General features: G+C 70.3%; 8 protein-coding genes. 3 read left to right on the forward strand and 5 right to left on the reverse strand.

Annotation, left to right across the window (positions count from 1 at the left end):
* Nucleotides 1-52 precede the first annotated feature (52 nt).
* Entirely contained in the window at nt 53-595 is a 543-nt protein-coding gene (locus tag JK364_RS01315; protein ID WP_201846612.1) for an AAA family ATPase, read from the forward strand.
* 206 nt (nt 596-801) lie between these two features.
* Here JK364_RS01315 and JK364_RS01320 read toward each other — a convergent pair whose 3' ends face one another.
* Nucleotides 802-1,770: an NADP-dependent oxidoreductase gene (locus JK364_RS01320; protein ID WP_201846614.1), complete on the reverse strand. Its 969-nt coding sequence runs from the start codon at nt 1,768-1,770 to the stop codon at nt 802-804.
* Nucleotides 1,771-1,849: 79 nt separating this feature from the next.
* Between JK364_RS01320 and JK364_RS01325 the strand changes: the two genes are divergently transcribed.
* Nucleotides 1,850-2,437, forward strand: a complete 588-nt coding sequence (locus JK364_RS01325) for a TetR/AcrR family transcriptional regulator (RefSeq protein ID WP_307841122.1) — start codon at nt 1,850-1,852, stop codon at nt 2,435-2,437.
* A 218-nt stretch (nt 2,438-2,655) separates the two neighbouring features.
* On the opposite strand, the gene JK364_RS01330 is transcribed toward JK364_RS01325, so the two are convergent.
* From JK364_RS01330 to JK364_RS01345, 4 genes are all read right to left on the reverse strand, one after another.
* Nucleotides 2,656-3,075, reverse strand: coding sequence for a nitronate monooxygenase (locus JK364_RS01330; protein ID WP_230991255.1), 420 nt, complete (start codon nt 3,073-3,075; stop codon nt 2,656-2,658).
* A gap of 128 nt (nt 3,076-3,203) precedes the next feature.
* Nucleotides 3,204-3,641, reverse strand: coding sequence for a glutaredoxin domain-containing protein (locus JK364_RS01335; RefSeq protein WP_201846621.1), 438 nt, complete (start codon nt 3,639-3,641; stop codon nt 3,204-3,206).
* Nucleotides 3,642-3,698: 57 nt separating this feature from the next.
* Nucleotides 3,699-5,276 (reverse strand): amidohydrolase, encoded by a 1,578-nt coding sequence (locus JK364_RS01340; RefSeq protein WP_201846623.1) that lies wholly within the window; start codon nt 5,274-5,276, stop codon nt 3,699-3,701.
* Nucleotides 5,277-5,335: 59 nt separating this feature from the next.
* Nucleotides 5,336-5,548 (reverse strand): MbtH family protein, encoded by a 213-nt coding sequence (locus JK364_RS01345; protein ID WP_201846625.1) that lies wholly within the window; start codon nt 5,546-5,548, stop codon nt 5,336-5,338.
* A 93-nt stretch (nt 5,549-5,641) separates the two neighbouring features.
* Between JK364_RS01345 and JK364_RS01350 the strand changes: the two genes are divergently transcribed.
* Nucleotides 5,642-6,748 (forward strand): alpha/beta hydrolase-fold protein, encoded by a 1,107-nt coding sequence (locus tag JK364_RS01350; RefSeq protein WP_201846627.1) that lies wholly within the window; start codon nt 5,642-5,644, stop codon nt 6,746-6,748.
* Nucleotides 6,749-6,885 lie beyond the last annotated feature (137 nt).

The following is a 6,885-nucleotide window of genomic DNA, read 5'->3' on the forward strand; positions in this document are numbered from 1 at the left end:
GCCAATCGATATCGGATCGCCACAGACGGATGTGTGATGGCAGGCTGCCTCCATGGATCACGCGGAAGTACTGCTCATCGGAGGGCGGGCCGGAGTCGGCAAGACGACGGTGGGATGGGAGGTATCGGCCGTACTGCGGGCCGCAGCCGTCTCACACGCGGTCATCGATGGCGACTTCATGGGACAGGTCCATCCGGCCCCGGAGGGAGATCCTCACTGCTCGGAAATCACCGAAAGCAACCTGACGGCCGTGTGGGCGAACTTCGCCCGGCGCGGCTACCGCCGACTGATCTACACCAACACCGTGAGTGTGCTGCCCGAGTCCACGGGAATGTTCGAGCGCGCCATGGGAACGGGGACGCGGATCATACGGGTTCTGCTCACCGCCTCCGATGCCACCGCCCGGGAGCGGCTGGTGCGCCGGGAACTCGGCTCGGAGCTGGAGCAGGAGCTGAAGGGCAGTGCTCGCAAGGCACGGCTGCTGGACCAGCAGGCCACCGCGGAGACTGTACGGGTGGCGACGGATGGGCGTGCTGTCGTCGATATCGCGCGTGAGGTGGTGACCGCGACCGGCTGGGCCGATTCGATCATTTGAGGACCGGTGCACGATCCGCGGTACAGATCCCGCATCGCGGCCCGAACGCTCAACCCCTCTGGCCGGCACCGGAGTTCAGGAGCCGCCGGCCGCCGTAACGCGGCCATCTCGTCGGTGCGGCCCTGCTGTCCGGCCCGGCCGCAGGGACCGGAGCTCAGGCGGTGTCCGCGTGCCGCGTCACACGCTCCTGAGTCCGGCCCGCGCTGTCAGGGCTGGGGTCGGAGGTCGATGACGACCTTGCCGCGGACGTGCCGGGCCGCCTGGAGCTCGACGGCCGTGCGGATGTCCTCGACGGGGTAGGTCGCTGCGAGGGGTACACGCAGGCGGCCTGCCGCGACAAGGCGCGCGATGTTCTCGAGGGCGTCGGGCGCGGCGTTGGCGCCGTTGGCGGCGGGAACGCCGTCGACCTGGCCCGCGATGGTGCAGATGCGGTCGTCCGGGACTTCCAGCTCGCGCGCGACGTGCACCGTATCCGTGCCGTGCAGGTCCAGGGCTGCGGTGACGGCGCCCGCACCGAGGCCGCGGACCCTGTCGGCCAGGCCCTCGCCGTACGCGACCGGCTCGGCGCCGAGGCTTCGCAGGTACTCCGCTGACGACGGCGAGCCGGTCCCGATGACGCGCGCGCCCGCGATCCGTGCCAGCTGGACTGCGAACACTCCGACTCCGCCGCCGGCGCCGCCGATCAGCACCGTGTCGTCCGGACCGAGGTCAAGGACGTCGAGAGCGGCGGACGCGGTGCTGCCCGCGATCGCAAGCGTGGCGGCGGTGCGGTCGTCGACGCCGTCCGGGGTGTGGTGGGCGATGCCGCTGGCGATGTTCCCGTTCGCGTCGAGGACGACGTGGTCGGCGACCGCCCGGGACAGGGCCGCCCCGAACACGCGGTCACCGACCGCGTAGCCGCTCGCGCCGGCACCGACCTGGTCCACGGCTCCGGCGTAATCGGTCCCGAACCCGCAGGGCAGGCTCAGACCGAACCGTGCCGCGGTCTCGGCGTCGGAGGTCATGAACCAGTCCATCGGGTTCAGCCCGGCTGCTGACACGCGGACGCGGATCTGCCCGTCGCCCGCCCGGGGTTCAGGCACGTCCTTGAGGGCCAAGACCTCCGGGCCGCCGAACGAGTCGAGCAGAACGGCCCTGCTCGCGCCGTCCCGGAGTGTGTTGCCGTGTTGCCGCATGTCCTACTCGTTTCCTCGTGTTCGTGGAGCCACCCGAAACGGACTATGCTCCGCTTATGGAATCCAGCATAACCGGAGCGTGATCCGTTTGACGAGTTCGAAGCCGCGAGCGACGCGGGCCGACGCCGCCCGCAACCGCGATCAGCTGCTTGAGGTCGCGACACGCGTGCTCGCCTCGCCCGACGCCGAGACGTCCCTGCGCGCTATCGCTCGCGAGGCCGGTGTGGGCATCGGGACGCTCTATCGCCACTTCCCGACGCGCGAGTCCCTTGTGGAGGCCGTCTACCGCGACCAAGTCGTCCGCCTCACGAACGGCGCCCACGACTTGCTCGCCAACGAGGCCCCGGCCGTTGCGATGCGACGTTGGATGGACCTCTTCGGTCACTGGGTCGCGACGAAGAACGGCATGCTCGACACCCTGCCGGCCCTGATCGAGTCGGGCGCGGTCGGCCACGCACAGACCAGGGACGCGCTCCTGAACGCGATATCGACGATTCTCGACGCAGGCCGCACAGCTGGAGACCTCCGGCCCGACGTCACCGCCGACGAGATCGCAGCCAGCCTGATCGGAATCTTCACCGTCGCGCACCAGTCCGGCCACGCGGTCACAGCCGATCGGCTCCTGGACATCCTCCTGGATGGCCTTCGCCCTCGGAGGCACCCGTGAGGACCAGCCGAATAAAGGCGACTGCCAGGACCGGTCCGTTCGGGAATCCTGTCTTGCCGGCCCTCTGTCGGCACGCCTCTCGGCTGCTTGGGCATTCCGCAAGTCTCAATAGCCGCACTTGCCAGTATCCTGGGCTTCATCGCGGACGGCCGGATCGAACCGGTCGTGGAGGAGATCCAAGGGGCTGACCCCGGCCTCCTCGGCGTTCACACTCTCCGTCAGCTCAGCAGCGACCGAGGCCGCGAGTCCAGGATCGCCTCGGCCTCGTCGCTGATCGTCCGGACCACGTCCGCGGCGGGGCGGACGGCATCGACGAAGAACGCCGATTGACCGTAGATGATTGAGCTCGTGTCGGGGTCGGGTGGGGCCTCGAAGGGATTGACGTCTTCCGGGGACGCGAATTCCTCTTTGCGGCCCCGCAGCGTCGCCTCACGCTCTGACCACTCGGCAATACGCCCTGCGGCCAGCACCGGAACATCGGGATAACGTCTCACAACCCCGGCCAGGAACGGCAGCAGGCCCATCGTCCCGGTGTGGCCACCGGCCTCGGTCCCCTGCGCCACCAGCACATCGGCGCCCGCGGCGACGACCGCTTCCGCGTCGTCGAGGTTCTGTGAACCGCCGCTGTGCAGGCCCATGGGGGCTGCCATCACAGGGTGAGCGATACCGAACATCTCGGTAAACCTCGTGCGCAACACGAGTCGACGTCAGCGGACCCGGCGAGCCCAAGCCCACCAGCAACGCGGTGGACGGTCGGTATCGCCGGTCACGCCGAGCGGGAGAGCTGTTCGCGTACCCATGCGGGGTCGGGGTTGGTGTGTGGCCGGCCTGCCACGACGACCGTCGGTACGGTCTCGTTGCCGTCGTTGGCCGCCCTTACTGTTGCCGCCCCAGCCGGGTCACGCCAGATGTTGACCCAGTGCGCCTGGCGGGCGCCGCGGCCCAGGCGGATGCGCAGGCGGAGGCAGAACGCGCAGCCCGGTCGCCAGAAGACGACCGGGCGGCCGTCTTCCTCGCTGCGTCGTTGTGCCTCCGGTGCACTGATCGACCTCGGGAAGATCAGGGGCGAGTTCACGCCTGCGAGCAGTACGAACACCAGCAGGAGCGCTACGGCTGTGCCGGGGTTTCCGCTGGAGATCAGGCCAGTGGCGAGGGCCGCGCCGCAGAGCACGAGGACTATCGGCAGGATCCAAGCGCGCGTCATAGCGGCCAAGGCTATCGGTGTGCCGGGCTCCGGCTTCGACGGCCGTCGGCTTCCCGCTCATGACGTCGACTTCCCGGTCTCTCGACCGTCGACGTACGTCGCCACCACCTCGATGTCCCCGATTCGCGACGTCTCGACACGCCAGGGGTCGTCGCCGAGCACGACCAGGTCGGCGAGCTTGCCCGGGGTGAGGCTTCCCAGGCTGTTCTCCCAGTGGCAGGCGAACGCGCCTGTGACCGTGTAGGCCCGCAGGGCCTCGTCGAGGGTGATCCCCTCGTCCGGGCCGATCACCTGACCGGACTCGGAGGTTCGCTCGACCATGAACTGGATGGCTCTCAGCGGAGATCCGTCCGTGACGGGGCGGTCGGAGCTGCCGACGAGGGGGATGCCGTGGTCCAGGAATGCCTTGCCGCGGTAGAGCCACGGGGCCCGTTCCTCGCCCATGATCGCCGCGTAGTCGTCGCCGAAGTAGCGCAGGAAGTTGGGCTGGACGACCGCGCCGATGCCGAGTCGCGCGAAGCGCGGAAGCTGATCGGGGCGGATCAGGCCGGCGTGTTCGATGCGGTGCCGGGCGCCGGGGCGTGGCCGGAGGCGCTGGGCCCGTTCCAGGGCGTCCAGGGCCACGTCAGCGGCGCGGTCACCGATCGCGTGGACCGCGAGCTGCCACCCGGCCAGGTGGCCGTCCACGATCGTGTCCGCGAGCGCCTCCGGGTCGTCCTGTAGCTCGCCCATGTGATCCAGCCCCTTGTACGGGCTGCTGAGCGCGGCGGTCCGGGCCATCATGCCGCCGTCCGTGTAGATCTTCAGCGCGCCCACGCAGAGCCGGTCGTCGCCGAACCCGGTGCGCAGTCCGAGGTCGAGGGCTCGGGGAATGCCGTCGGCTTCGTGTGCGGCGACCGGGTGCAATCGGTCGGCGGACACCATGACCTGTACCCGCAGCGGCAACAGGCCCGATTCGTGGGCGAGTTGGTAGGCGCCCAGCTCGACCGGGCTGTGGCCGAAGAGGGCGCCGCCGATGCCCGCCTCGGCGCAGGCGGTGACGCCCTCGGCCAGGCAGGTGCGGGCGGCGCGGGCGATCGCCTCGGCCAGTTCCCGCTGGGAGTACGGGAGGCGCAGAGCGCGGGCGGCGCCCATGGCCCCCTCGGCGAGGAAGCCGCTCTCGTGCGGGATGTCGGCGGGGAGCAGGTCGAGAACGGCGGAGTTGACGAGGCAGCCGTGCCCGGAGTCGTGCGTCACCAGCAGCTTGCGCCCGTGGCTGACCCTGTCCAGTTCGGCGGCGGTCAGATGGCGTCCCAGGGCTCGCTGGTCGTAGCCGACGATGCTCACCCAGGCTCCGGGCGAGCTGTTCCGGGTGACGGCCTCCTCCACGGTGGCGAGCACGTCGTCGATCCGCGTGCGCCCCGCGACGCTCGGGGTCTTCTGCTTGAACCCGGTCCAGGCCAGGTGCACATGGGGGTCGATGAACCCGGGCAGCACGGTGGCGCCCCGCAGGTCGATCACCTCGCGGGCGGGCAGGGAGGTCACGGCCTCGTCCAGACCTACGATCCGGCCCCGCCAGATGCCCAGGTCGTGGGCTACGGGGTGGTCCGGGTCCATGGTGCGGAAGCGGGCGTTCGTCAGTCTGGTGCAGAGCATCTGCCAGGGCTCTCCTCGGTGCCTGAGCGGCTTGCGATGACGAGCGGTCAGGTGACTGTTCAGTTTTCCATGGTCTCCGCCAGGGATCGGGGGCGCAGGTCGGTCCAGTGGGACTCGATGAACTCCAGGCACGCCTCGCGGGTGTTCTCGTCGAAGACGGTCGTCCATCCCCCGGGCACCTCGGCGAAGGCCGGCCAGAGTGAGTGCTGTCCTTCGTGGTTCACCAGGACCAGGAATCGGCCTTCGGTGTCATCGAAAGGGTTTGTGCTCATGCTCAGCGCCTCCTACGAAGACCTGACTTAGGTTAGGCTCGCCTAATTGACGGGAGTTTAGCTCTGTCCCTTCCCTCTCACAAGGAGACGTTCATGCGCCTGGGCGCGGCCGATAGGGAGAACGCCTTCGTCGGGTTCGGGCTGCCCGGCACACCCGGCACCGACGAGTTCTGGGCGGCGGCGAGGACACCCGCGTCGGTGCCCGCCGACGGCGGTGGCTGGGTGACCCTGTTCCTGTGGCGCGGCTCTCCTGCGCGCATCGGCTTCGAGAGCTGGTCGGAGCCGGTCCCCCTGCGCCGGTGGGGTGATACGGACTGCTGGTACGCCGAGGTGCGCATGCCCGAGCGGCTGCGGGTGACCTATCAATTCCTCGTCGGCGACGCGGCGCACGCCGACCCGTTCAACCCGGTCGGTGCGGGCGGTGACCGGTCCATCGCCGCGACCCCGGACGCCCCGGCCCAGCCGCACTGGCCCGTCATCGGCGCCGGGACCGACGCCGTACTGCCGCTCCCGCGCACCCGGATCCGCTGGAGCAGCGAACGGCTCGGCGGGCGGCGCACCGTGCGGGTCCACCCGGCGGGCGGTGGCGGACCCGTGGTCCTGCTGCTCGACGGGGACGACTGGCTGTATCTGCACCCGGCCATGACCGCGTTCGACTCGGCCGTCGCCGGTGGCGAGATGCCCGCCGTCACGCTCGTCTTCCTGCCGAGCGGGGACAGGGAGACCGAGTTCGGGTGCGGACCCGCCCTGTGGGAGGCGATCCGGGACGAACTGCTGCCGCTGGTGGCGGAATCCGGCGTACCCGCCGATGCGGACCGGCTGGTGGTCGCCGGGCAGAGCATGGGCGGGCTGAGCGCGATGTACGCGGCGCTGGAGTTCCCGGACCTGGTGTCCCGCGTCGCCTGTCAGTCGGGGTCCTTCTGGTGGACACCCGACGCCATGGACCTGCCGGACCCCATGGGCGGGCCGGTCGGCGGCACCGTCGCCACGTGGCTGCGGGAGCGTGCCGATCTGTCCGGTCTGCGGGTCGCGTTCGACGTGGGGGAACACGAGACCCGGATGCTCCCCCACTGCGAGCTGGTCGAGACCCTGGCCGAACGGACCGGCGCGACCGTGCGGGTCTCGCGGTCGGCGTCGGGCCACGACCGGGCGGGCTGGCGGCACGCCCTGCTCAGGGATGTCGCCTGGGCGCTGGGCTAGGGTCCTTCTGACGGATCTCCGCGGCGTCGCGACGCCCGGCACGCACTCTCGCCGCACCGCACGAAAACCCAAGTAGCTCCGCTACGAGGGCCTCCGCGCGGCACGCCGAGAGCACGCACCGGACACCGCTCCTTCCT

Source organism: Streptomyces endocoffeicus, assembly GCF_016741935.1.
GTDB classification, from domain to species: domain Bacteria; phylum Actinomycetota; class Actinomycetes; order Streptomycetales; family Streptomycetaceae; genus Streptomyces; species Streptomyces endocoffeicus.

What these genes read in the sequence shown, in the direction of transcription:
- JK364_RS01350 (WP_201846627.1), top strand. Translation starts at nt 5,642, where the DNA reads ATGCGCCTGGGCGCGGCCGATAGGGAGAACGCCTTCGTCGGGTTCGGG.
- JK364_RS01330 (WP_230991255.1), bottom strand. Translation starts at nt 3,075, where the DNA reads ATGGGCCTGCACAGCGGCGGTTCACAGAACCTCGACGACGCGGAAGCG.
- JK364_RS01335 (WP_201846621.1), bottom strand. Translation starts at nt 3,641, where the DNA reads ATGACGCGCGCTTGGATCCTGCCGATAGTCCTCGTGCTCTGCGGCGCG.
- JK364_RS01345 (WP_201846625.1), bottom strand. Translation starts at nt 5,548, where the DNA reads ATGAGCACAAACCCTTTCGATGACACCGAAGGCCGATTCCTGGTCCTG.
- JK364_RS01315 (WP_201846612.1), top strand. Translation starts at nt 53, where the DNA reads ATGGATCACGCGGAAGTACTGCTCATCGGAGGGCGGGCCGGAGTCGGC.
- JK364_RS01320 (WP_201846614.1), bottom strand. Translation starts at nt 1,770, where the DNA reads ATGCGGCAACACGGCAACACACTCCGGGACGGCGCGAGCAGGGCCGTT.
- JK364_RS01340 (WP_201846623.1), bottom strand. Translation starts at nt 5,276, where the DNA reads ATGCTCTGCACCAGACTGACGAACGCCCGCTTCCGCACCATGGACCCG.